20 protein-coding genes are annotated in these 22,329 nt (G+C 66.2%); 17 read left to right on the top strand and 3 right to left on the bottom strand.

What is annotated here, in order from left to right:
• Positions 1-4 precede the first annotated feature (4 nt).
• From MJO58_RS00400 to MJO58_RS00350, 11 genes are all read left to right on the top strand, one after another.
• Positions 5-1,132: an LLM class flavin-dependent oxidoreductase gene (locus MJO58_RS00400; protein WP_090598074.1), complete on the top strand. Its 1,128-nt coding sequence runs from the start codon at positions 5-7 to the stop codon at positions 1,130-1,132.
• A complete protein-coding gene (locus MJO58_RS00395) occupies positions 1,129-2,298 on the top strand; it encodes a sulfotransferase family protein (protein ID WP_239721645.1) in 1,170 nt (389 codons plus the stop codon). Before MJO58_RS00400 ends, MJO58_RS00395 begins: the two co-directional genes overlap by 4 nt.
• Before the next feature lie 4 nt (positions 2,299-2,302).
• A complete protein-coding gene (locus MJO58_RS00390; RefSeq protein ID WP_090608278.1) occupies positions 2,303-3,103 on the top strand; it encodes a sugar phosphate isomerase/epimerase family protein in 801 nt (266 codons plus the stop codon).
• Between the two features lie 2 nt (positions 3,104-3,105).
• Complete coding sequence (locus tag MJO58_RS00385) at positions 3,106-4,323, top strand: DUF1214 domain-containing protein (RefSeq protein WP_239721643.1); 1,218 nt, start codon at positions 3,106-3,108, stop codon at positions 4,321-4,323.
• Positions 4,323-5,249, top strand: coding sequence for an alpha/beta fold hydrolase (locus tag MJO58_RS00380; RefSeq protein ID WP_239721641.1), 927 nt, complete (start codon positions 4,323-4,325; stop codon positions 5,247-5,249). The genes MJO58_RS00385 and MJO58_RS00380 overlap by 1 nt, the downstream gene beginning before the upstream one ends.
• A 26-nt stretch (positions 5,250-5,275) precedes the next feature.
• The gene (locus MJO58_RS00375) at positions 5,276-6,082 is read left to right on the top strand and encodes an LLM class F420-dependent oxidoreductase (protein WP_239721639.1); all 807 of its coding nucleotides are present in this window, start codon (positions 5,276-5,278) and stop codon (positions 6,080-6,082) included.
• A gap of 113 nt (positions 6,083-6,195) precedes the next feature.
• Positions 6,196-6,936: a GntR family transcriptional regulator gene (locus tag MJO58_RS00370; protein ID WP_090598066.1), complete on the top strand. Its 741-nt coding sequence runs from the start codon at positions 6,196-6,198 to the stop codon at positions 6,934-6,936.
• A 49-nt stretch (positions 6,937-6,985) separates the two neighbouring features.
• Positions 6,986-8,794, top strand: a complete 1,809-nt coding sequence (locus MJO58_RS00365) for an ABC transporter substrate-binding protein/permease (protein WP_239721637.1) — start codon at positions 6,986-6,988, stop codon at positions 8,792-8,794.
• Positions 8,791-9,540: an amino acid ABC transporter ATP-binding protein gene (locus tag MJO58_RS00360; protein WP_239721635.1), complete on the top strand. Its 750-nt coding sequence runs from the start codon at positions 8,791-8,793 to the stop codon at positions 9,538-9,540. Before MJO58_RS00365 ends, MJO58_RS00360 begins: the two co-directional genes overlap by 4 nt.
• A 64-nt stretch (positions 9,541-9,604) precedes the next feature.
• A complete protein-coding gene (locus MJO58_RS00355; protein ID WP_090598062.1) occupies positions 9,605-10,111 on the top strand; it encodes a MarR family winged helix-turn-helix transcriptional regulator in 507 nt (168 codons plus the stop codon).
• A 48-nt stretch (positions 10,112-10,159) separates the two neighbouring features.
• Positions 10,160-10,849 (top strand): SDR family oxidoreductase, encoded by a 690-nt coding sequence (locus tag MJO58_RS00350; RefSeq protein ID WP_090598060.1) that lies wholly within the window; start codon positions 10,160-10,162, stop codon positions 10,847-10,849.
• Here the strand turns inward: MJO58_RS00350 and leuS are convergent.
• The gene (gene leuS / locus MJO58_RS00345) at positions 10,833-13,751 is read right to left on the bottom strand and encodes a leucine--tRNA ligase (RefSeq protein WP_239721634.1); all 2,919 of its coding nucleotides are present in this window, start codon (positions 13,749-13,751) and stop codon (positions 10,833-10,835) included. The two genes, MJO58_RS00350 and leuS, sit on opposite strands and share 17 nt — an antisense overlap.
• 188 nt (positions 13,752-13,939) lie before the next feature.
• Between leuS and MJO58_RS00340 the strand changes: the two genes are divergently transcribed.
• From MJO58_RS00340 to MJO58_RS00330, 3 genes are all read left to right on the top strand, one after another.
• On the top strand, positions 13,940-15,112 hold the full coding sequence (locus MJO58_RS00340) for an LpqN/LpqT family lipoprotein (RefSeq protein ID WP_239721632.1): 1,173 nt from the start codon (positions 13,940-13,942) through the stop codon (positions 15,110-15,112).
• Positions 15,113-15,180: 68 nt separating this feature from the next.
• Complete coding sequence (locus tag MJO58_RS00335; RefSeq protein ID WP_090598055.1) at positions 15,181-15,522, top strand: hypothetical protein; 342 nt, start codon at positions 15,181-15,183, stop codon at positions 15,520-15,522.
• A 38-nt stretch (positions 15,523-15,560) separates the two neighbouring features.
• Positions 15,561-16,565 carry a bile acid:sodium symporter family protein gene (locus MJO58_RS00330; protein WP_434086286.1) on the top strand — a complete coding sequence of 335 codons (1,005 nt, stop codon included), beginning with the start codon at positions 15,561-15,563 and terminating at the stop codon, positions 16,563-16,565.
• Here MJO58_RS00330 and MJO58_RS00325 read toward each other — a convergent pair.
• Entirely contained in the window at positions 16,562-17,167 is a 606-nt protein-coding gene (locus MJO58_RS00325; RefSeq protein ID WP_420845299.1) for a YqgE/AlgH family protein, read from the bottom strand. The genes MJO58_RS00330 and MJO58_RS00325 overlap by 4 nt on opposite strands.
• 142 nt (positions 17,168-17,309) lie before the next feature.
• On the opposite strand from MJO58_RS00325, the gene MJO58_RS00320 reads away from it, so the two are divergent.
• The 3 genes from MJO58_RS00320 (at position 17,310) to mbp1 (ending at position 19,778) form a co-directional block, all read left to right on the top strand.
• On the top strand, positions 17,310-18,596 hold the full coding sequence (locus MJO58_RS00320; protein ID WP_090598052.1) for an MFS transporter: 1,287 nt from the start codon (positions 17,310-17,312) through the stop codon (positions 18,594-18,596).
• A 9-nt stretch (positions 18,597-18,605) separates the two neighbouring features.
• Positions 18,606-19,379 (top strand): TIGR03084 family metal-binding protein, encoded by a 774-nt coding sequence (locus MJO58_RS00315; protein WP_239721630.1) that lies wholly within the window; start codon positions 18,606-18,608, stop codon positions 19,377-19,379.
• Positions 19,380-19,547: 168 nt separating this feature from the next.
• Positions 19,548-19,778 carry a microaggregate-binding protein 1 gene (gene mbp1 / locus MJO58_RS00310; RefSeq protein WP_090598049.1) on the top strand — a complete coding sequence of 77 codons (231 nt, stop codon included), beginning with the start codon at positions 19,548-19,550 and terminating at the stop codon, positions 19,776-19,778.
• Between the two features lie 115 nt (positions 19,779-19,893).
• Here mbp1 and MJO58_RS00305 read toward each other — a convergent pair whose 3' ends face one another.
• A complete protein-coding gene (locus MJO58_RS00305) occupies positions 19,894-21,978 on the bottom strand; it encodes a bifunctional diguanylate cyclase/phosphodiesterase (RefSeq protein ID WP_239721628.1) in 2,085 nt (694 codons plus the stop codon).
• Positions 21,979-22,329: the final 351 nt, after the last annotated feature.

Below are 22,329 nucleotides of genomic sequence, written 5' to 3'. Positions count from 1 at the left end.
ACGGATGAAAGTTCAGCCCGCCGCGTTCCTGCGCACGACCCTGCCCCTCGACATGTCCCGGCTCGCCGAACTCGACAGCGGGCGCTACCACTCGATCTGGCTGCCCGATCACATGGTCAGCTTTTGGCCGGACTCGATCTGGACGCCCGAGTTCACCGACCTCGCCACCGCGTCGCCGTCACCGCATCGACATCTCGACGGCCTGTCGGTAGCGGCCGCGGCCGCCGTGCTGACCGAGCACGTCCCGCTGGTGAGCGCGGTGGTCGACACCGTGCGGCGCCACCCGTCGCTGCTCGCCCAGACCGCGCTGACCATCGACCACCTCGCGAAGGGACGCTTCATCCTCGGGTTGGGCAGCGGCGAAAGTGAGAACACGCTGCCGTACGGCTTCGACTTCTCCCACCCGGTCAGCCGCTTCGAGGAAGCGCTGACGGTCATCCGGCTGCTCTGGGAGAGCGATGGCCCGGTCGACTTCGAGGGGCAGTTCTACACGCTGCACCACGCGCGGTTGGACACCGAGCCATATCAAGGACGGTTCCCACGGATCTGGATCGGCGCGAGCGGCCCGCGCATGCTCGACATCGCCGGCCGCCACGCCGACGGTTGGTGGCCCGCCGGGGCGTGGACCGCGGAGCACTACGCCGAAATGCTCTCGGCGGTAAGGAAATCCGCCGAACGCGCCGGCCGCGATCCGATGGCGATCACGCCGGGCTTCATGCAGGTGTGTCTCATCGGCGCGAGCGAAGACGCTCTTGCCGAGATCCTGCGGGCGCCGCTGGTCAAGGCATTCCTGCTACAGGTGTCGGCCGAGACATTGCGCGGCTTCGGGTTCGAACACCCGATGGGCCCCAGCTGGCGCGGCTTTCAGGACATCGATCCCGCGGTGCTCACCCGCGAGCGGATCCTGACGTTCCTGGACAACGCGCAGCCCGAGATGCTGCTAGCCGTCGTGCCGCACGGCACTGCGCGAGAGGTCGCGAAGATCATCAAGACCTATGTGGACGCGGGACTGCGGGTGCCCAAGATCCTCGATTACGGCGCTATGGCCGGCCTGACATACGCCGCCGCATCGGCTGCGAATGTTCTTGCCGCAGAGGATGAACTGATGCGGCTGTGCGGAGATCTGTCGTGAGCGCACACCTGGACGCCGCCGAGTTGCTGCGTGCCGCGCAGGCCGAGACCGGACTGCACGATTACGGCGACCCGACGTTGCCGGAGCGCTTCGCCGTCGCCGCCGACCATCTCAACAGTCTCGGCATGGACGCCGCGGGCACCGCGGCGGCCGCGCAGGTGTGCCACTGGTTGTTGACTTCGCGGCTGGAATTCATCGAGGACCGCAACCGCTACCCGATCGGCGACGAGGTGATCGAGGCGCCGATGTTCGTGACCGGCGAACCACGTTCGGGGACAACGCTGATGCACGCGCTGATGTCCGTCGATCCGCGCGGGCGGGCGCTGCGCTTCTGGGAGGTGATGTACCCGTCGCCGCCACCGGGGCTGGCGGCCGACGACGATCCGCGTCGCGCCCGGGCCGACGCCGACTGGCGCGAGATCAACGCGAAGATGCCCAAGTGGCTGCACAGCCATCCGTACAACGACATGCTGGGCGACGGCCTGCCCGAGGACGAACGCACCTGGGCCTTCGACTTCCGGGTCATGACGCCGACGGCGTGGTGGCGGGTGCCGATGCAGTCGCTGGTCGGCGGCCTGGCCACCGATGCGGGCGCGCAATACCGGCTGCACAAGGCGATGCTGCAACAGCTGCAGTACAATCGGCCGCGAAAGTACTGGGTGCTCAAGGGTTTTCACGGCTTCCGGCTCAAAGAGATGTTCGAGGCGTATCCCGACGCCACCCTGGTCTGGCTGCACCGCGACCCGGTGCAAGTCGCGGCGTCGCGCACCATGATGATGGCTGACATCGCCGAGGGCATGTCCGGTCCCGTCGACCTGCACGCGCTGGCGAAGATGCACCTGGAGTTGACCCGCGCCGGCGTCGCCAACACGATGAGCAATCCGATGGTGGATGATCCGCGCATCCTGCATATCCGCTACACCGATTTCATCGCCGATCAGGTGGCGACGGTGCAGCGCTACTACGCATTCGCCGGCCGTCAGGTCACACCCGAAGCCGAGACGGCGATGCGCGACTACCTGGCCGCCAATCGCGGCGACCGCTACGGCAAGTTCCGCTACTCCACCGCGCTGCTGACCGACATCGGCGAAGACCTCGATGCCCTACATGCCGAATTCCGGCCATTCCGTGATCGATTCGGCATCGAGATCGAGAATCGTGGCTGACGCGATGCCGGCCCACCCGCGTCTGTCGGTGCACAACGTCACGTTCTACGGTGCCGAATTGGCCGAGCTGGAAACCCACTGGACGGCACTCGGCGTATCCCGGCTGAGCGTTCTGGACAGCCAGCTGCTCGACCCGGGATTCTCAAATCTATTGCAGCGCAACGACTATACTGTCGAGGCGGCCTATCATCTGTTCGCCGGCGGCCGACTGACCTCCGACCCGCAGGCCGCGCAGGATGCGCTGATGCCGGTGATCGACGCGGCGGCCGGCGTCGGGGCGCGACTGATCTACCTGCTCACTGGGGGCCGGGACACCCTCACGTGGAACCGGGCCGCCGACCGGTTTCGCACGATGATCGCCCCCTGCGTCGCGCACGCCCAGCGGTCCGGTGTGGCATTGGCCGTCGAGAACGCCTCCAGCCTGTATGCCGACCTGCATCTGGCTCATACCTTGCGCGACACCGTTACGCTGGCCGAGATGAGTGGGCTGGGTGTCTGCATCGACGTATTTCACTGTTGGGCAGAGGGCGATTTCGACGCCATGGTGCAGCGCGCCCTGCCACGAACCGAGCTCATCCAGCTCAGCGACTACGTGCTGGGCGATCGCGCGCTGCCGGGCCGGGCGGTCCCCGGTGACGGGGCAATTCCGATCGAAGGATTCATTGCCCACGCGCTGGCGAACGGCTACTCGCACGGGTTCGACCTGGAACTGATCGGGCCGCGAATCGAGCAGGAGGGCCGTCTCGAATCCGCTCGCCGCGCCTGCGCTGTCCTCGGGGCGATGCTGGACAGATTAGGTGCGTGACAATGGCTTTCGGTGACGGTGCGGACGATGCGGCGCTGCGCTCGGCGTGGGTCGAGTTCTGCGCGCAGCTGCAGCGGGCGGGCGAGCAGGTCTTCAAGGACGCCAACGCCGCGTCGGGGACGCAGCGCGTCGACGCGTTCCGCTTCCTCACCCAGAACCTGGGCCAGGCCTTCGATCTGTCGCTCGAGACCCGCGACACCGGGTACCCGGTGCTGCACACGTTCTGCGGTCCGACCCGCAAGCTCGGCGGCGACTGTGCCGATTTCACCTACCAGCAGGTCTGGATCAACGGGCAGTCGACCTACCGATTACACGGAAACCGCGGAACCGCACCGTTTTTCAACGTCACCGTGCAGGGCGCCAGGGTCCCCGGGCCCGGCGTGCTACACGAGCCGTTCGGTGACACGCCCGAGGCCAACTTGTTCGGGCATCAACTCAGCGTCGGCGACGACGGTGATTTCGAGATCTACATCGGTGGGGCCGAGCGCGGTCCCAACTGGTTACCCACTACCGTGCATTCGCGAAAGCTGTTCATCCGCCAAGGATTCGACGCCTGGGATGATCTACCGGCCCAGCTGCGGATCGAGCGGGTCGACATGGCCGACCCCAAACCGCTGCCCGGTCCGCAGGTCATGATCGAGGCGATGGAATGGGCCGGCGATTTCGTCACCGGCCTGATGTCGGACTGGCCCGAATTTCCGTTCACCTATGGCGGCGTCGACGCCGAGCATCCCAACGCGTTTCCCCTCATTCCAGGAGTTGACGCCAGCCACCCGGACAGCAAGCGGGGCCGCGCCGCCGCCAACATGTACTGGGAGCTCGCACCTGACGAGGCGCTGATCGTCGAATTCGACGCCCACGACGGGTTGTGGATGTTCACCAACATGGGCGTGTTCTTCAACAGCATGGATTACCTCTACCGCCCGGTGAGCTACACCCCCAGCCGCACCAAAATCGACGGCGACGGGCGCATCCGCCTGGTCATGGCGCATCGTGATCCGAATGTCCACAACTGGCTGGACACCCAAGGCTTCGAGCGCGGGAACCTGACCTATCGCCACATGCTCGAGGGCGAACCCGCCGTGCTGGACACCAAGGTCGTCAAACACGACGACATCGCACGCGCGCTTCCGCCGGACACTGTGACCGTGAACCCCGCGCAACGCTGCGCGGCAATGTGGGAGCGATTCCACGGCATTCGGAGCCGTTACTTCCTCTAATGTCAAAGATCGTGACCGATATCTCCCAAGACGAACTGGCCGGGATGTCCGAATTCTCGCTGCTGTCCGAGAACGCCGAGCAGGCCGGTGTCACCGGTCGGCTGCCGGACGTCGAACGGATCGGGGCTGAAACGCCGAACGGGTCCATCAGCGCGCTGCGCTGGGGCGGCACTGCGCCACGGATCGTCTTTCTGCACGGTGGCGGACAGAACGCCCACACCTGGGACACCGTCATCGTCGGGCTCGGGGTGCCGGCACTGGCGGTCGACCTGCCCGGCCATGGCCATTCCGGCTGGCGTGCAGACGGCGACTACTCGCCGCAGCACAACGCCGATGCCGTGGCGCCGGTGCTGCGCGACCTCGCGCCCGACGCCGACCTGATCGTGGGCATGTCGCTGGGCGGGCTGACCGGGATCCGGCTCGGCGCGATCGCACCGGAACTGGTGCGCGAACTCGTTCTCGTCGACGTCACCCCATCGGCATTGCACCGCTACGCCGAGCTGACCACCGAGCAGCAGGGCACGGTCGCGCTGGTGCAGGGTGAGCGCGAGTTCCCCAGCTTTCAGGCCATGCTCGACCTGACGGTCGCCGCGGCCCCACACCGCGAAGTCAAGGCACTGCGCCGCGGCGTGTTCCACAACTCCCGACGGCTCGAGAACGGGAACTGGGCGTGGCGCTACGACACCATCCGCAAAGTCCCAGACTTCGATGATTTATGGAAAGACGTCGACGCGTTGACCGCACCCGTCACCTTGGTGCGCGGTGGCTCGTCGCCCTTCGTCACGGACCAGGACGCAGACGAACTCGCCCAGCGCGCAACGCATTTCCGGCAGGCTCACGTTGTCGAGAACTCCGGACATTCCGTGCAAAGCGATCAGCCCCGCGCCCTGATCGAACTATTGACCGGGGTCCTCAACGCACGCTGAGAGGCCCCGGCTCCTACGGTGGTCGTATGACCCACCCCGTTCGCATCGGAGTACAACTACAGCCGCAGCACGCGCCCGAATACCGCCACATCCGCGACGCCGTGCGGCGCTGCGAGGACATGGGTGTCGACGTCGCCTTCACCTGGGATCACTTCTTCCCGCTCTACGGTGATCCCGATGGCCCGCATTTCGAGTGCTGGACGGTGCTGGCGGCCTGGGCCGAGCAGACGTCGCGCATCGAGTTCGGCGCGCTGGTGACGTGCAACTCGTATCGCAATCCGGAGCTGCTGGCCGACATGGCGCGCACCGTCGACCACATTTCCGACGGCCGGTTGATCCTGGGTATCGGATCCGGTTGGAAAGAAAAGGACTACGACGAGTACGGCTACGAATTCGGTACCGCGGGTAGCCGTCTCGACGACCTGGCCGCGGCCTTCCCCCGGATCACGTCGCGGCTGACCAAGCTCAATCCCGCACCCACCCGCGACATCCCGATACTGATCGGCGGCAAGGGTCCGCGGAAGACCCTGCGACTGGTCGCCGAGTACGGCGACATCTGGCACGGTTTCACCACTGTCGGTACCTACCCGGCCGCCGCGGCCGTGCTGGAAGAGCATTGCGCCGCGGTCGGGCGCGACCCGTCGACGATCGAGCGGTCGGCCGGTGTGGAGGACAACAGCGGTGTGCGCCGCGGCGAAGGGGTCGACGGATTGATCGCCAACGCCGAGGGGCTTACCGCGTTGGGGGTGACACTGCTGACGGTCGGCGTCAATGGTCCCGATTACGACCTCGGCGCGGCCGAGGCATTGTGCCGCTGGCGCGACGCGCGTTAATTGGGGTTCGCCTCCAATTCATCCGCCAAACACCTTAACGAATCCGCAAATACATGAGAAACTTTCCACCGCCGATCGCTGGTGCGGAGCTGCAACAGAATTGAAAGAGACTCATGCCGAAGAAATACGGGGTCAAAGAAAAGGACCAGGTTGTCAACCACATCCTCAACCTGGTGCTGACGGGCAAGCTGCGCAGCGGCGACCGCGTCGACCGCAACGAGATCGCACTCGGCTTGGGAGTCAGTCGGGTGCCGATTCAAGAGGCCCTGATCGAGCTCGAGCACGACGGCATCGTGTCGACCCGCTATCACCGGGGCGCGTTCGTCGAACGATTCGATGAAGTCACCGTCCTCGAGCATCACGAGCTCGACGGCATGCTCAACGGCATCGCCTCGGCGCGCGCCGCCAGCAACCCGACGCCGCGGATCCTGGGCCAGCTCGATTCGCTGATGCGCTCGATGCGCACCGCGAAGGACTCCCGGGTCTTTTCCGAACTCGCCGCGGAGTACCGGCGCACCGTCAATGACGAATACGCCGGGCCGCGACTGCACGCCACCATTCGTGCCTCGCAAGACCTCATCCCCCACGCCTTCTGGATGAGCTACCAGAACAATCGCGACGACGTGCTGCCCTACTACGAGGACGAAACGTCGGCAATCCGCCGCCGTGACCCGGACGCCGCGCGGGCGGCATGCGTCGGCCGCGCCTACCTGATGGCGCAGGCCATGCTGGCCGAACTGTTCCGGCGCAGGGTTTTCACCGCACCCGACGACGTTCGGCAGGTTGTTGCCGGACCGCTTCCCGGGCTGGCGAAGACGGAGACGGTCTGCGCCGAGCCGTCGATGGCACTCTAAATCGACTCTCGCCGCGACGAGTTGCCGCCCGGTCGATACGGTGGCGGTGATGAACTCGTGCGAAGGCCCGCGCGCGAAGTGCGGCGCCAAGCTGTTCGGGCTAACCACGACAATTGTGATCGTGGTCAGCCTGGTGTTGGCCGGACCCGCGTTCGCCGACCGAAACCAATGCGCGCCGGCCGGACCCGAGAGCGCGTCCGCCTTACCGAAAGACCTGACCACCATCGGCGGCCTCGGACGCGACGACGACCACACGACCGCCTCCGTGGAGCCGCTCAGCGAGATCAACGTCAACGCGCTGGGCCTGAACTCACCGGGCGTCCTGAACGTCGGCACCCTGTCGGATGCCCCGCCCTCGGTCTGTGTTGACGCGAACGGCACCTTCAGCGGATTCGACAATCAGCTGCTGACCGCGATGGCGAAAAAGCTGGGGCTGCAGGTCCGTTTCGCCAGTACCGATTTCTCCGCCCTGCTCGCCGAGGTGGCGTCGCGACGCTTCGACGTGGGCTCGTCATCGGTGAAGGCCACTGCTGCCCGGCGGCGCACCGTCGGGTTTACCAACGGCTACGACTTCGGCTACTACGCGCTGATCGTGCCACCCGGGTCGCCGATCAAAAGCTTCAGTAATCTCGCCGAGGGGCAACGAATCGGCGTCGTCCAGGGCACCGTCGAGGAGTCCTACGTCGTCGACACCCTGCACCTGCAACCGGTGAAGTACCCCGGCTTCTCCACCGTGTACGCCAGCCTCAAGACCCACCAAATCGACGCCTGGGTCGCGCCGGCAGCACTGGCCACCACTGTGATGCACCCCGGCGATCCGGCGGTGGTCGTGGCCAACGAATTCAGCCCCGGCGACTTCGTCGCGTACCCGGTTGCCAACGACAACCCGGCGCTGATCTCGGCGCTGAACTCCGCCCTGGACGCCGTCATCGCCGACGGCACTTGGTCGAAGCTCTACTCGGAATGGGTCCCGCGCCCGTTGCCACCGGGCTGGAAACCCGGATCCCGGGCCGCCCCGGCTCCGCACCTGCCGGACTTCGCCGCGATAGCGGCCAGTAACCACCACAGGTCGGCGCACCCGCCGGCCCCGAAATCCGTACTCGCGCAACTGCGCGACCAGTTCTTGGACTGGGATCTCTACAAGCAGGCGATCCCCGCTTTGCTCATGACGGGGCTGCCCAACACGTTGATCCTGACAAACAGCGCGCTGGCGATCGGGCTGGTTCTCGGCATGGTGCTGGCCATGGCGGGCATGTCGAACTCATGGTGGCTGCGCTGGCCGGCGCGGATCTATACCGACATCTTCCGCGGTCTTCCCGAAGTGGTGATCATCTTGATCATCGGGATGGGGATCGGGCCGCTGGTGGGTGGGCTGACGAACAACGACCCGTACCCGTTGGGCATCGCCGCGCTGGGCTTGATGGCGGCGGCCTACATCGGCGAGATTCTGCGCTCGGGAATCCAGAGCGTCGATTCCGGCCAGCTGGAGGCCGCGCGCGCACTCGGATTCAGTTATCCGGCCGCGATGCGACTGGTCGTGGTGCCGCAGGGAGTCCGGCGGGTGTTGCCCGCGCTGGTCAATCAGGCCATCGCGCTCCTGAAGGGCTCGGCGTTGGTGTACTTCCTGGGTCTGGTGGCCCAGCAGCGAGAGCTGTTTCAAGTGGGCCGCGACCTCAACGCACAGACCGGCAACTTGTCGCCGTTGGTGGCCGCCGGCCTCTTCTATCTGTTATTGACCGTTCCGTTAACGCATTTGGTGAACTACATCGACGCGCGGCTGCGCCGCGGCGGCTCCAGCGACGAGTCAGAAGAATCTGCCGCCATGGTCAGCTCCACCCTCGGCCCGGGGATGACATGACCGACACCACCGCAAGTCGCGCCTCAGTCTCGTTGGAAGCCAGGGACATTCACAAAACCCTCGGCGGGAACAAGGTACTGCGGGGCGTCACCTTCGAAGCCCCCGCAGGCACCACGGTGGCCGTCGTCGGACCGTCGGGGTCGGGTAAGTCGACGCTGCTGCGGGCACTGAACCGACTCTACGAACCCGACCAGGGCGACATCCTGCTCGACGGGCACTCGGTGCTGCACGACGATCCCGCCGAACTCCGTCAACGCATCGGCATGGTGTTCCAGCATTACAACCTGTTCCCGCATCTGAGCATCCTCAAGAACGTGGCGCTGGCCCCGCGCAAGTTGCGCGGGCTGTCCGCGGACGAGGCCGAGGAACTCGCGCTGGCTCAGCTGGAGCGAGTTGGCCTGAAGCACAAGGCCGGTGCCCGCCCCGGCATGCTGTCGGGGGGCCAACAGCAACGGGTTGCGATCGCCCGGGCGCTGGCCATGGGGCCGCAGGTGATGTTTTTCGACGAGGCGACATCCGCACTGGATCCGGAGATGGTCAAGGGAGCATTGCAACTCATCGCCGACCTCGGCGCCGGCGGGATGACGATGATTGTGGTTACGCACGAAATGGATTTCGCTCGGTCGGCGTCGGACATCGTCGTGTTCATGGATCACGGCAAGGTGGTGGAATCCGGGCCACCCGAGCAGATATTCGAAGCGGCTAAGACCGAAAGACTGCAGCGATTCCTGTCCCAAGTGCTTTGACGGGCTAAAAATAGTCGTCGTAGCTACCTTGTACGCCACCCATATCGGGTTAGACTGCCGACTTATGGCGGACAGCGACTCCACCGCGGCCGAGGTGACCGAGCTTGCGGAAGGCTTGCACCGCGCGCTGTCCAAACTGTTTTCGATACTGCGCCGCGGCGATCCCAGTGGGGTGGTGGCGGGCGAATTGACCTTGGCGCAGTTGTCGATCCTGGTCACCTTGCTCGATCAAGGCCCGATCCGGATGACGGATCTGGCCGCACACGAACGGGTGCGGACCCCCACCACGACCGTGGCGATCCGCCGGCTGGAGAAGATCGGACTGGTGAAGCGCTCGCGCGACCCGTCCGACCTACGGGCCGTGCTCGTCGACATCACGCCGCGCGGCCGGGCCGTTCACGCCGAGTCACTGGCTAATCGGCACGCGGCGCTGGCCGCGATGCTCAGCCAGCTCAACGAGTCGGACCTGGACATGCTGACCAAAGCGCTGGCACCGCTGGAGCACCTGGCCTCGGGCGAGCCGACGTCGGGTCCCGCCGGCGGAGAGTCACCCGCACGCAAGCGTGCGTGAAAGTACCTGGTTTCCAACGGCATTGGTGCTGTCCGTAGACTGATCTTCATGCCAACTGCACTCATCACTGGTGCCGGCGGCGGTATCGGCTCCGCCATCGCCACCGCGCTGGCCCCGACGCACACGCTGCTGCTGGCCGGGCGGCCCTCGACCCGGCTCGACGCCGTCGCGGAGCGACTCGGCGCCACCACCTTCCCACTGGACTTGACCGACATCGACGAGATCGCGGCCGCGTGCGAAATCGTGGACGCACTCGACGTGCTGGTGCACAACGCGGGCGTGTCCGTCCCGGGCCGGGTCGCAGAGTCGCATGTAGACGAATGGCGTGCCACCTTCAGCGTGAATGTCTTTGGGGCGGTGGCCCTTACGCTGGAACTGTTACCGGCCCTGCGCAGCGCTCGTGGTCAGGTGGTGTTCATCAACTCCGGGGCGGGACGCGCGGTTTCGCCGGGTATGGCATCCTATTCGGCCAGCAAGTTCGCATTGCGCGCGTTCGCCGACTCGCTGCGCATCGACGAGCCCGACCTGCGGGTCACCACGATATTTCCCGGCCGCACCGACACCGAGATGCAACGCGAACTGGTCGCGTTCGAGGGCGGTGAGTACGACCCCGCGAATTTCTTGCAGCCCGAAACCGTCGCCGCGGCGGTCGCCCAAGCGGTGGCCACGCCACGCGACGGCCACGTCCACGAGGTGGTGCTGCGGCCGGGGGCAATCGGGTTCAGACGACCAGATTGACCAACCGGCCGGCGACTACGATCACCTTGCGGGGCGTGGCCCCAGCCAAGAACGCCTGGACCTTTTCATCCCCCAGCGCGGCGGCTTTCAGAGCGGCGTCATCGGCGTTGGCGGCCACCACCACACGTCCGCGCACCTTGCCGTTGACCTGCACCGGGTACTCGACGGTGTCGTCGACGAGGTAAGCGGGGTCGGCTTCCGGGAACGGGCCATGCGCCAATGACGTGGTGTGCCCCAGCCGCGACCACAACTCCTCGGCCAGGTGTGGGGCCAGCGGTGCCAGCATCAGCACCAGCGGTTCGACAGCAGCGCGGGGCACCGCCTCGCGATGCTCTTTGGTGAGGTGATTGGTGTACTCGATCAACTTGGCTGCGGCGGTGTTATTCCGCAGCGCCGCATAGTCTTCCGCGACACCGGCGACGGTGCGATGCAGTGCGCGCAGGGTTTCGGTGTCCAGCTGCTCCGGTTCATCGACCACCCTGGATTCGCCGGTGTTCTCGTCGACCACCAGCCGCCAGACCCGCTGCAAGAAACGGTGCGCCCCGATCACGTCCTTGGTCGCCCACGGCCGCGACGCCTCGAGCGGGCCCATCGACATCTCGTACACCCGCAGGGTGTCCGCACCGTATTCGTCACAGATGGCGTCCGGTGAGATCGAATTCTTCAGGCTCTTACCGATTTTGCCGAATTCCTGAAAGACCTCGATCTCGCCGTCGGGCCCCGGGTAGAAGAACTTGTCGTCCCGTTCGACCACCTCGTCGGCCGCGACGTACGACCCGCGCGAATCGGTGTAGGCAAACGCCTGGATGTACCCCTGATTGACCAGCCGGCGGTATGGCTCTCGCGAACTGACGTGACCCAGGTCGTAGAGGACCTTGTGCCAGAACCTGGCATAGAGCAGGTGTAGCACCGCGTGCTCTGCTCCCCCGACGTACAGGTCGACGCCGCCGGGGTCCTGCGCACCGTGCTCGGCCGGCCGCGGACCCATCCAGTACGCCTCATTTTCCTTGGCGCAGAACCGTTCCGAGTTATGCGGATCGGTGTAGCGCAGCTCGTACCAAGAGCTGCCGGCCCACTGCGGCATCACATTGCTGTCGCGGCTGTAAGGCTTGAGGCCGTCGCCCAAGTCCAGCTCGACGTGCACCCAGTCGGTTGCCTTGCCCAGCGGCGGCGATGGCTCGCTGTCGGCATCGTCGGGGTCGAACAGCACCGGCGAATAATCCGGGATGTCGGGCAGCTCCACCGGAAGCGCGGCCTCGTTCAGCGCATGCGGGCGCCCGTCGCTGTCGTACACGATGGGGAACGGTTCGCCCCAATACCTTTGTCGCGCGAAAAGCCAGTCCCGCAATTTGAATTCGATCCGCGCCCGGCCGCGGCCCTCGGACTCCAGCCGGGCGGTGATGGCTTCCTTGGCCGCCGCGACATCCATACCGTCGAGGTAGCCGGAGTTCACCAGCTCGCCGTCGCCCGCGTACGCGGATTCCGAAATATCGCCCCCCGCAATGACTTCCACGATCGGCAGGTGGAATGCGCTGGCAAAATCCCAGTCCCGCTGATCGTGGCCCGGCACCGCCATGATGGCCCCGGTGCCGTAGCCCACCAGAACATAGTCGGCGATGAACACCGGAACCGGCTTGCCGTTGGCCGGATTGATCGCATAGCTGCCCAGGAAAACGCCGGTCTTCTCCTTGCTCTCCTGGCGCTCGAGATCCGACTTCGCGGCGATCGCTCGCCGGTAGGCCGCAACGGCTTCCGCGGGCGTCGCGGCTCCGTACGTCCAGCTGGGGTCCACTTCTTCCGGCCAGCCGGCGGCGACCAGCTCGTCCACCAGGTCGTGCTCGGGAGCCAGCACCAGATAGGTTGCGCCGAACAAGGTGTCGGGTCGCGTCGTGAACACATCGATGTCGACCTCGGAGCCCTTGCGGTCGCCGTTGAGAACGGTGGCCGAGAACAGCGCCTCCGCGCCGGTAGAACGGCCGATCCAGTTGCGTTGCATGGACTTGATCTGATCGGGCCAGTCCAGCACGTCCAGGTCGTCGAGCAGCCGGTCGGAGTACGCCGTGATACGCATCATCCACTGCCGCAACCGTTTCCGGAACACCGGGAAGTTGCCGCGGTCGCTGCGGCCGTCGGAGGTGACCTCTTCGTTGGCCAGCACCGTGCCCAGCCCGGGGCACCAGTTCACCATCGAGTCCGCCCGGTACACCAGCCGGTAGCCGTCGATCACGTCGGCACGCTCCCCCGCCGACAATGTCGCCCAGTCCCGACCGTCGTCGAGACGACGGGCACCGGAATCGAATTCGGCGATCAGCTCGGCGATCGGCCGGGCCTTGGCGGCCGCCGGGTCGAACCACGCGTTGTAGATCTGCAGGAAGATCCATTGCGTCCACTTGTAGAATTCGACGTCGGTGGTCGAGAAGGATCGCCGACTGTCGTGCCCGAGGCCCAACCGGCCCAACTGCCGCCGGAAGTTGACGATGTTGGCCTCGGTCCTGGTGCGCGGATGCGTGCCGGTTTGCACCGCGTATTGCTCAGCGGGCAGCCCAAAGGCGTCAAATCCTAAGGCGTGCAGGACATTACGGCCGATCATCCGGAAATAGCGGGCGTAGACGTCGGTGGCGATGTAACCCAAGGGGTGTCCGACGTGCAGCCCGTCCCCGGACGGATACGGGAACATGTCCTGCACGAACAACTTGTCGTCGGGCACCGGGGTACCGTCGGTCGGCGCCAACGACCCCACCGGGTTGGGCACATTGAACGTCCCTAACCGGGCCCAGTTGTCCTGCCAGGTGCCCTCAATAGTGCCGGCCAGCTCCGCCGTGTAACGGAATGGCGGCGCGTCGGACTCCGTCTGGGCACCCGAAGGGATGCTCGGCGACGAGGTGATCGGCGGTTGGGTCACGTGAACAGCGTATAAGGGCCGACTTGCCGGGCCCGCCGGCCACAGGTTGATAAAGGTTGCGTTGCGCATCGATCAGGGGTTCATCCCAGCTCTATTTCGGCCCTGTCCAGCACGTTTGACCCCTGGTTACAGTCACGGTCTATACGCACGGATGCTGGTTGGCCAGCCATTCGGAAGGACCGACAGTGATGACTCAGATCGCCGCCCCCGGGCGCGTAATCGCCGGTGGCTTCGCCGCCGGTGTGATCGGGTTCGCCCTATTCTCGGGTGCTACGGCTTCGGCCGATCCGGTGGCGCCCGTCCCGCCGGGTCCCATCGTTCCGGTGCCGGCGCAGCAGTACTACCCCCCCTCGGCTCCGGGCACGGCCAACAGCAACCGATTCGTCCCCACCCCACCGTCGGCGAATCCGTTCGCTCCGCCAAGCCTCGCCGCGGCGCCCAGCGGCATTGCGGCTCCGGCCGCGACGCCTAACGCCGCCGCTGTCGCGCCGGCGCAGCCGGCCATCACTCCCGCGGCCTCCGGAACGCTGCGCGACTACTTCCAGTCGAAGGGCGTCAAGCTCGAGCCGCAGAAGCCGCAGGGGTTCAAAGCGCTCGACATCACGCTGCCGGTTCCGCCGCGCTGGACCCAGGTGCCCGACCCCAACGTGCCCGACGCGTTCGCGGTGATCGCCGACCGGCAGGGCAGCAGCGTCTACACATCAAACGCGCAGGTCGTGGTCTATAAGCTGGTCGGTAGCTTCGATCCCAGGGAAGCCATCTCGCACGGCTACGTCGACAGCCAGAAGCTGCTGGCCTGGCAGTCGACGAACGCCTCGATGGCCGACTTCGACGGTTTCCCGTCGTCGGTGATCGAAGGCACCTACCGCGAGGGCGATATGACGCTGAACACCTCGCGCCGTCACGTCCTCGCCACCTCGGGCCACGACACGTACCTGGTGTCGCTGTCGGTGACCACCGACCGGGCCGTCGCGGTCGGTGACGCGCCCGCCACCGACGCGATCGTCAACGGATTCCGGGTGACCGCGCCCGGGGCCGCGGCGCCCGGGGCCGCGGCGCCCGCCCAATCCCCCGCGCCCGCGCCCGCGCCGGCTGCCGCGCCCGTCGCGCTTCCGGCGCAGGCTCCCGCCGCGGTTCCCGCGCAAGCCCCGGCCGCCGTTCCTGCGCAAGTTCCCGCCCAGGTTCCCGGCGTCGCACCCGCCCCGGTTCCCGCGCAGGCTCCCGTTGGCGCGCCGGCCCGGCTTCCCGCGCAGCTGGCCGCGCCCAATCTGCTGCCCTCCCCGCAGCCCGCGCCGAATCTGTTGTCCCTCGTACCGGGGCTTCCGCCGCTGCCGAACTTCAGTAACCTCGGCTCGCGCTAATTCGGCGCCAACACAAGGGGTGTGGAGCCCGGCGCGCGAATCAGTGACCGGCCTCGTATTGTGAGGCAATGCTGATCGCTGGGGTGGTGTGCGTGTGTGCGGCGGTGGCTTCCGCCGGGTTCGGAGCTTGGTCGCTGTCTCACCACCACGCCGTCGACGGCACGCAACTGGCATTGCGCGCAATGGCGCCGACGCAGTTGGCGGCCGCGGTGATGCTTACCGCCGGCGGCGTGGTGGCACTGGCCGCATCCGCGCACACCGCGTTCGTGGTGCTGATCGTCTGCGTGGCCGGCGCCCTCGGCACGCTGGCCGCCGGCTCGTGGCAGAGCGCACGATTCGCGCTTCGCCAGGAAGCCGCCGCACCCAGTTGCGCCGGCGAGTGCAGCGTCTGCACGCAGTCCTGCCACTGACGAATCCCCACCGACGCGACCTCGTGCAATAGACCAGCATGCTGAGGCGCTTGTCGACGATCTTCGATCTGTTTCTGCTGGCCCTGGCCGCGACCGTCGCGATCGCCTCCCTTTTCCCTGCCCACGGCGATGCCGCCGAGGCCGCATCGGTCGCCGCGCAGTCCGCGATCGCGCTGCTGTTCTTCCTCTACGGCGCCCGACTGTCGCCGCAGCAGGCCTGGCACGGCGTGCGGCAATGGCGGTTGCACCTGCTCGTGCTGGCCACGACGTTCGTGCTGTTTCCGCTGCTGGGCCTGGCCGCCCGGGCGTTGGTGCCCTCGGTCCTGACGATGGACCTCTACAACGGCGTGCTGTTTCTGTGCCTGGTCCCGTCGACCGTACAGTCGTCGATCGCGTTCACTTCGATTGCGCGAGGCCATGTTTCGGCCGCCATCGTCAGCGCGTCGCTGTCGAACATTCTCGGCATCGTGCTGACCCCGCTGCTGGTGGTGTTGCTGATGAACACCAGCGGCGCGGTCCACGTGGACGGTAGTTCGATCCGCGACATCGTCATGCAGCTGTTACTGCCGTTTGGCGCCGGCCAGCTGGCGCGGCCCTGGATCGCGGGATTGATCCGCCGCTATGCGGCGGTGCTCAAGGTCGTCGACCGGGGATCCATCCTGCTGGTCGTGTACACGGCCTTCTCGATGGGCGTGGTCGAGGGCATCTGGTTCAGTGTCGACGTCTGGCGGTTGATCCTGGTTGCCTTGGTCGCGACGGGGCTGCTCGCCATCGTCCTGGTCGCCACCACGGTGACCGGCCGGATCGCGCGACTGGACCGCGCCGATGCGATCGTGCTGCTGTTCTGTGGCTCGAAGAAGAGTCTGGCGTCCGGCCTGCCGATGGCGCTGGTGTTTTTCCCGGGCAACATCGTGGGCCTGACAATGTTGCCGCTGATGATCTTCCACCAGATTCAGCTGGTGGTGTGCGCGGTGATCGCCGCCAGGCTCGCGCGTGCGGCCGACGAAACGCCGGCGCCGTCGCGGGTGGGGGAGGAGCCCTAGTTTCGGCTGACGTCGATCGGGTGGGTGGCCAGCAACGACAGGGGCAACGGCTGCCGGCGCAGAACCTGGCCCCACAAGTCTTCCTTCGCCGCGACGAGAACGTCAGATGGCAACGCGGACAACACAATCCAGTCGTCTCGCTCGATCTCGCCCTCGAGCTGACCAATGGTCCAGCCCGAATATCCCGCATAGATCCGGACACCCTCGATCAGCGGGGCGATCAGATCGGGCTCGGCGTCGAGGTCGACCATCACGATGCGTCCCGCAACATGTCGCAAACCCGGCACACCCTGCGGGTCGGCGCCGATCCGCAGCGCCGCCAGGCACAGCGCGGCATCGCGCTTCACCGGCCCACCGATGAACATCGTCTTCGGCTTGGCTGCGAGTTTGGCCCACTGCGGCAACACGTTGTAGACCGCGGTCTCGCTGGAGCGGTTGAGAACCACGCCCAGCGTGCCGCCGTCGTTGTGCTCGACGATGTAAATGACGCTGCGCCGAAACGTCGGTTCGAGGAGATCGGTATTGGCCAGCAGCAAAGTACCCGCACGCACCCGCTGGGCAGCGGGTGCGATGTAGTCTTCGGGATCTTCTGGCTGGGGCATCAGTCCATCATCGCACTCCCGTAGCATCGCTCGGCACAAACAAACGCCGGGCGTAAATATTTGTACTGTTATTACTGCGGCGTCGCGTGCGTTGTCTTTGTCCAGCCCAATCGTGGAAGTCGGTTCTGTGTTCCAAACCCGGATGCCCTCGCGTGCACCCGTCGAACTCTGGCAGTCGGTGCGCGCCCTGCCGGATTTCCGGCGGGTGATTCAGGTGCGCATGGCGAGCCAGTTCGGTGATGGGCTTTTTCAGGCGACGGTCGCCGGCGCGCTGCTGTTCAATCCGGACCGGGCGGCCGATCCGCTGTCGATCGCGTTCGCATTCGCGGTGCTGTTCTTGCCCTATTCACTGCTGGGACCGTTCGCCGGGGCTCTGATGGACCGGTGGGACCGACGCTGGGTGCTGGTCGGCGCCAATGCGTGCCGCATGGTGCTGATCCTGCTGATCGGCACGATTCTCGCGGTGCGTGCCGGCGAGATGCCGCTGCTGCTCGGTGCGTTGTTGTTTAACGGCTTCTCCCGGTTCGTGGCGTCGGGATTGTCGGCGTCGCTACCGCACGTGGTGCCGCGCGAGGAGGTGGTGACGATGAACTCGCTCGCCACTGCGTCGGGCGCCATCGCGGCCTTCTTCGGCGCCAACTTCATGCTGATCCCGCGATGGTTCGTCGGCGGGAGCGATCGGGGCGCGTCCGTCATCATCTTCATGGCGTTGATTCCAGTGTGCGTCGCGCTGCTGCTGTCCCTGCGGTTCGGCCCACGGGTGCTCGGACCGGACGACACCAAGCGAGCGATCCACGGATCGGTGCTCTACGCGGTGATCACCGGGTGGTTGCACGGTGCGCGCACGGTGGTGTCCACGCCGACGGTCGCGGCCGCGTTGTCCGGATTGGCATCGCACCGCATGGTGGTCGGGATCAACTCGCTAGTGATCCTGCTGCTGGCGCATCACACGAAAAACCCCGCGGTCGGCGGGCTGGGGATCGCGCTGGTGTTCTTCGCCGCGTCGGGCCTTGGGTCGTTCATCGCCACACTGCTGACCCCACCAACGGTGCGTCGCTGGGGGCGTTACGCCGCCGCGAACGGCGCATTGGCCGCGGCCGCGCTGGTCCAGCTGGCTGGAGTGGGGCTGACGCTGCCGGTCATGGTCGGGTGCAGCTTCTTTCTCGGCATCACCGGCCAAATGATCAAGCTGTGCGCCGACTCGGCGATGCAGATGGATGTGGACGACGCGCTGCGCGGCCACGTGTTCGCGGTGCAGGATGCGCTGTTCTGGGTGTCGTTCATCGTCTCGATCACGGTGGCCGCGGCGTTGATCCCCGCCGACGGGCACGCGCCGACGTTCGTGCTGTTCGGTTCGGGGATCTACCTGGCCGGACTCGTCGTACACAGTGTCGTCGGCCGGCGCGGTCAGCCGGCGACCAGTCGCTAGGAGGTCAAGATGGCTGATGCCGGGCCGATGGTGGCCGACCTGCGTGCCGAAAGCGACGATCTCGACGCGCTGGTGGCGCCGCTGGCCGAGGGGCGCTGGGCCGACCCGACGCCCTCGCCGGGTTGGAGCGTCGCACATCAGATCGCGCACCTGTGGTGGACCGATCGGGTCGCGCTGCTCTCGGTCACCGACGAGGCGGGGTTCGCCGAGGTGTTGGCCGACGCGATGCAGGACCCCCTCGGCTTCGTCGACGCGGGCGCCGAGGAGCTGGCGGTCACGCCACCGGCAGACCTGCTGCGCGAATGGCGGGCCACCCGGGGCCTGCTGCACGACGCGCTGCTCACCGTCGACGAGAGCCGGAAGCTGCCGTGGTTCGGGCCGCCGATGAGCCCGGCGTCGATGGCCACCGCACGGTTGATGGAGACCTGGGCGCACGGGCTGGACGTCGCCGACGCGCTCGGGGTCAAACGGGCGCCCACCGCGCGCCTGCGCTCGATCGCCCATCTGGGAGTGCGCACTCGCGATTACGCCTTCACGGTCAACGAGCTGGCACCGCCGACCGAGCCGTTTCTGGTCGAGCTGCGTGCGCCCGGTGGCGACGTCTGGTCTTGGGGTCCGTCCGATGCGGCCGAACGCGTCACCGGGGCCGCCGAGGACTTCTGCTACTTGGTCACGCAGCGCCGCCCGCTGAGCGACCTGGACATCACCGCAAACGGCCCCCAAGCCCAACGGTGGCTGGAGATCGCGCAGGCATTCGCGGGCCCACCCGGGCCGGGTCGATAGCGATAGTTCCCCTCATCGGCGTGGCTGGTCTACTGACGGGCCCGCTAGAAGCGGCGCTCCGTTGACGACCGTCGGTACGGCGATTTCGGGTTGTGACGCGAGGCATAGGTTGACCACCGGCCCGGAGGGTAGTACCTAGTAACGCTTTTGTGACGAAGGGAATGAACCATGGGTGACAGCGGACCAGAAGAAGCCGTGAAGGGCGTCGTGGAAGACGTGAAAGGCAAGGCCAAGGAAGTCGCCGGCATCGTGACCGACAACGACGCCCTGCGCGAGGAGGGCCAAGCCCAGCAGGACAAGGCCGAAGCGCAACGCAACGCCGCCAAGAAAGAAGCCGAGGCGGAGGCCGCGCGCGCGGCGGAGAAGGCCGCGGAAGCACGGCAGAAGGCCGCCGAGTAACAACTTCGGAGCAGATCAGACCGGGTTGTCTTGCGCGACTTGGCCTTTCGTGCAAAACCGTCGTCCTTCGGGTTGGCGTGGAATTCCGCCGCTCGAGATACGAAGTGGGCGAGGCCTAGCGTGTGGCATCGGTTCGGCTGCGTCGCCGTTGGTACATGTCCTGATCGGCGCGGTCGAGCACTGCGTCGTTGGTTTGGCCGGTCCCGGGTTGGCGTACAGCGGAGCCTATCGTTATGGCAACGGCGACTTCCGAGCCGTCAGCGAGGGTAATCGGCGGACTGCGCACCTGCTGTGCGATCCGCTCGGCGTGGAGTGCAAGCTTTCGCTCGTCAACGGTGCCGGTGATGACGAGAAACTCGTCGCCCCCCCACCGAGCGACGAAGTCACTGCCTTCGACGGCAGCACGCATCCGGTCTGCGACCCTCACCAGCAGTTCGTCGCCAACTCGATGACCCAACTGGTCGTTGAAGGACTTGAATCGCTCGATGTCACAGAACAGCACACCGTACCCGGCGTCGGCCGCGTCCAGTTGGTCTAACAGCCTGCCTGCCGCGGAGCGATTGGCAATCGCGGTGAGCCGGTCGGTGTTGACTTGGCGGGCCAGGTCCGCTTCCCGAATTCGTTCGACAGTCACGTCCATGATTTGCGATACGAAGCAACGAGGCCGGCTCTCGGGGCCCTGGATGAGCACGGCAGTGTGGTCACACCAAACGACACGCCCGTCAGCGGCGATGAAGCGCTTGTCCACGCGGTAAGTCCGACGACGGCCAGACAGGCACTCCGCTAGCAGGGTCCGGTCGGTGTCCAGGTCGTCGGGATGAGTGATCTCCTGGACAGTGAGGTTTGCCAGCTCCCGCCTTCCGTAGCCAAGCATGTTCCTGAATGCCCGGTTCGTGCGCTGGAACACCCCGTCCAGGCCGACGACGGCCATGCCGATGGGCGAGTGGGTGAGGGCCAGCTCGAACGGACGCTCTCCGCGCAGATCGACGACAGCGGAGGATTGATCGACTGGCGTGGCGACGACACGGCTGTCCGCAAAACCCTCCGTATACGACCTGGGCCGGCCAAGGTAGAAACCCTGGGCCCACTGGATGCCCACGGCGCACACGCTATCGAGTTCGCCTTGACTCTCCACCCCTTCGGCGATGACGGTCGCACCGATCTGCGCGGCGAGTTCGACAATGGATTGTGCCAACCGCTGTCTCGCGTCATCGATGTCGATGTTGCGCGTGATGGACCGGTCGACTTTGACGAATTCTGGTGACAACTCCAGCACGTGCGAAAAAGAGGAAAGGCCGGCACCCACGTCGTCGACCGCCACCCGTATACCGTGAGCCCGACAAGCTTCCAGTGCGTCGTCGAGGGCAGCGTAGTTCTCGACAGCACTATGCTCGGTGATCTCCAGCACCAGTCTGGACGGGTCAACGTCGGTCAGCAGCTCATCCCACCGCATCACCGGCACCGCTGACGCGGAGATGTTCACAGCAACGAGCACTTCGTCGGGCAGCTGCGGCACTAACGACACAGCCCGGGTGACGACCGCGGCCTGCAGGTCGATGTCCAAGCCCAGCAGGGCTGCCCGGCCGAACACCAGATCGGGGAGAAACGGTTCGCACGGGAAACGCGACAGGACTTCGACAGCCATGACCTGGCCGGTCGACACGTTGTAGATGGGTTGGAAGACAACCTCGAAGTTCTGTTCGGCCACCACCCGGGGGATCTCGCCCTGATCTGCGCGGACCGGGGATCGGTCGACCGGCGACTCCATCAAGGCACCGATGAGATCGGCCACTTTGGTGATGATTCGCAGATCGACGTCGGCGAGGTGCGGCTTCGGCGCCTGACTGACCGCGCACACCATGCCTAGCGCGCTGCCCCCCGGGCCGACTACTGGAACCCCGACGTAGGCACCAACACCCAACTGCCGTGTCATGGGAAGGACGGCTGCCGTCTTGTTGGCCGACGTGTCGGGGATGACTGCAGGCAGCCGCCCGTCTATGACCCGGACGTCGTATGAGCCGGACAGGCTGAACTGGTCACCGGGTGAGAGGCCCACCGCCTCGACGTCGCCGTCGAGCACCTCGAAGACTTGCACGCCATCACGAAACAAGGACAACCATGCCGTGTCGAGCCCGAGGCGCCGCAGCACCAAGCCCAGAAGAGTCGGTATCCCTTCCAGGGGACTCGATTCGTGTTGCACGGGCGTGCCCCCTTCGTCATTTCTCGACCTCCCCCAGATACCCCGACATGCACGGTTCCATACTCATGGCCAAACAGTGGCCCGCTCACGTAGCGAGCGACACCCTATTGCTACGGGCATTGCTGTGGGCTCCCGAACGTCCTTGGGGCTTCATTTCTGCACCCAGATCGGCGGTCATCGCCTCAGCGGTTGTCAAACCCGCAAAGCGCTGTACACCAATGCGTTCCACGTCGACGTCGCTACATCGACTGCCCGCCCCGGTTCGTCCACCGCGCTTACCGCCGCCCGATACCGGGTGCATCGAGACTGCGGGAAACAGTCAGCCCCTGATCGCCGGCCCCCGGGGCGCCG

This window comes from Mycobacterium lentiflavum (assembly GCF_022374895.2).
Taxonomy (GTDB): domain Bacteria; phylum Actinomycetota; class Actinomycetes; order Mycobacteriales; family Mycobacteriaceae; genus Mycobacterium; species Mycobacterium lentiflavum.
This window is presented reverse-complemented; position numbering and strand designations above follow the sequence as displayed.